This is a genomic window from Jeotgalibacillus marinus (assembly GCF_040801915.1).
Lineage (GTDB): Bacteria > Bacillota > Bacilli > Bacillales > Jeotgalibacillaceae > Jeotgalibacillus > Jeotgalibacillus marinus.
On sequence record NZ_JBFMIA010000353.1, the window covers coordinates 1 to 222 of the forward strand.

Annotated in this window: 1 protein-coding gene; it reads right to left on the reverse strand. The window is 52.7% G+C overall.

Going from position 1 to position 222, the window contains the following annotated elements; translation table 11 throughout:
- Nucleotides 1-8: 8 nt before the first annotated feature.
- A partial coding sequence (locus AB1471_RS19250; protein ID WP_367781105.1) for a hypothetical protein occupies nt 9-222 on the reverse strand: 214 nt, incomplete at its 5' end.

Below are 222 nucleotides of genomic sequence, written 5' to 3' on the forward strand. Positions count from 1 at the left end.
AGGAGGGTTTAAAGTCCAAGCACCCCCCTCTTCCCCCTCCCCCCCCCTTTTCTCCTCCTCCCTCCTTCTTCCCCCCTCCTCTCCTTTTTTTTCCTTTTTCCCTTTCCTCCTTCTCCCTCCCTTTTTTTCCCTCTCCTCCCTCCTCTCTTTCTTCTCCCCTTTTTCCTTCCTTTCCCTCCTCCTTTTCCCCTCCTTTTTCCTTTCCCTTCTCTCCTTTCCCTT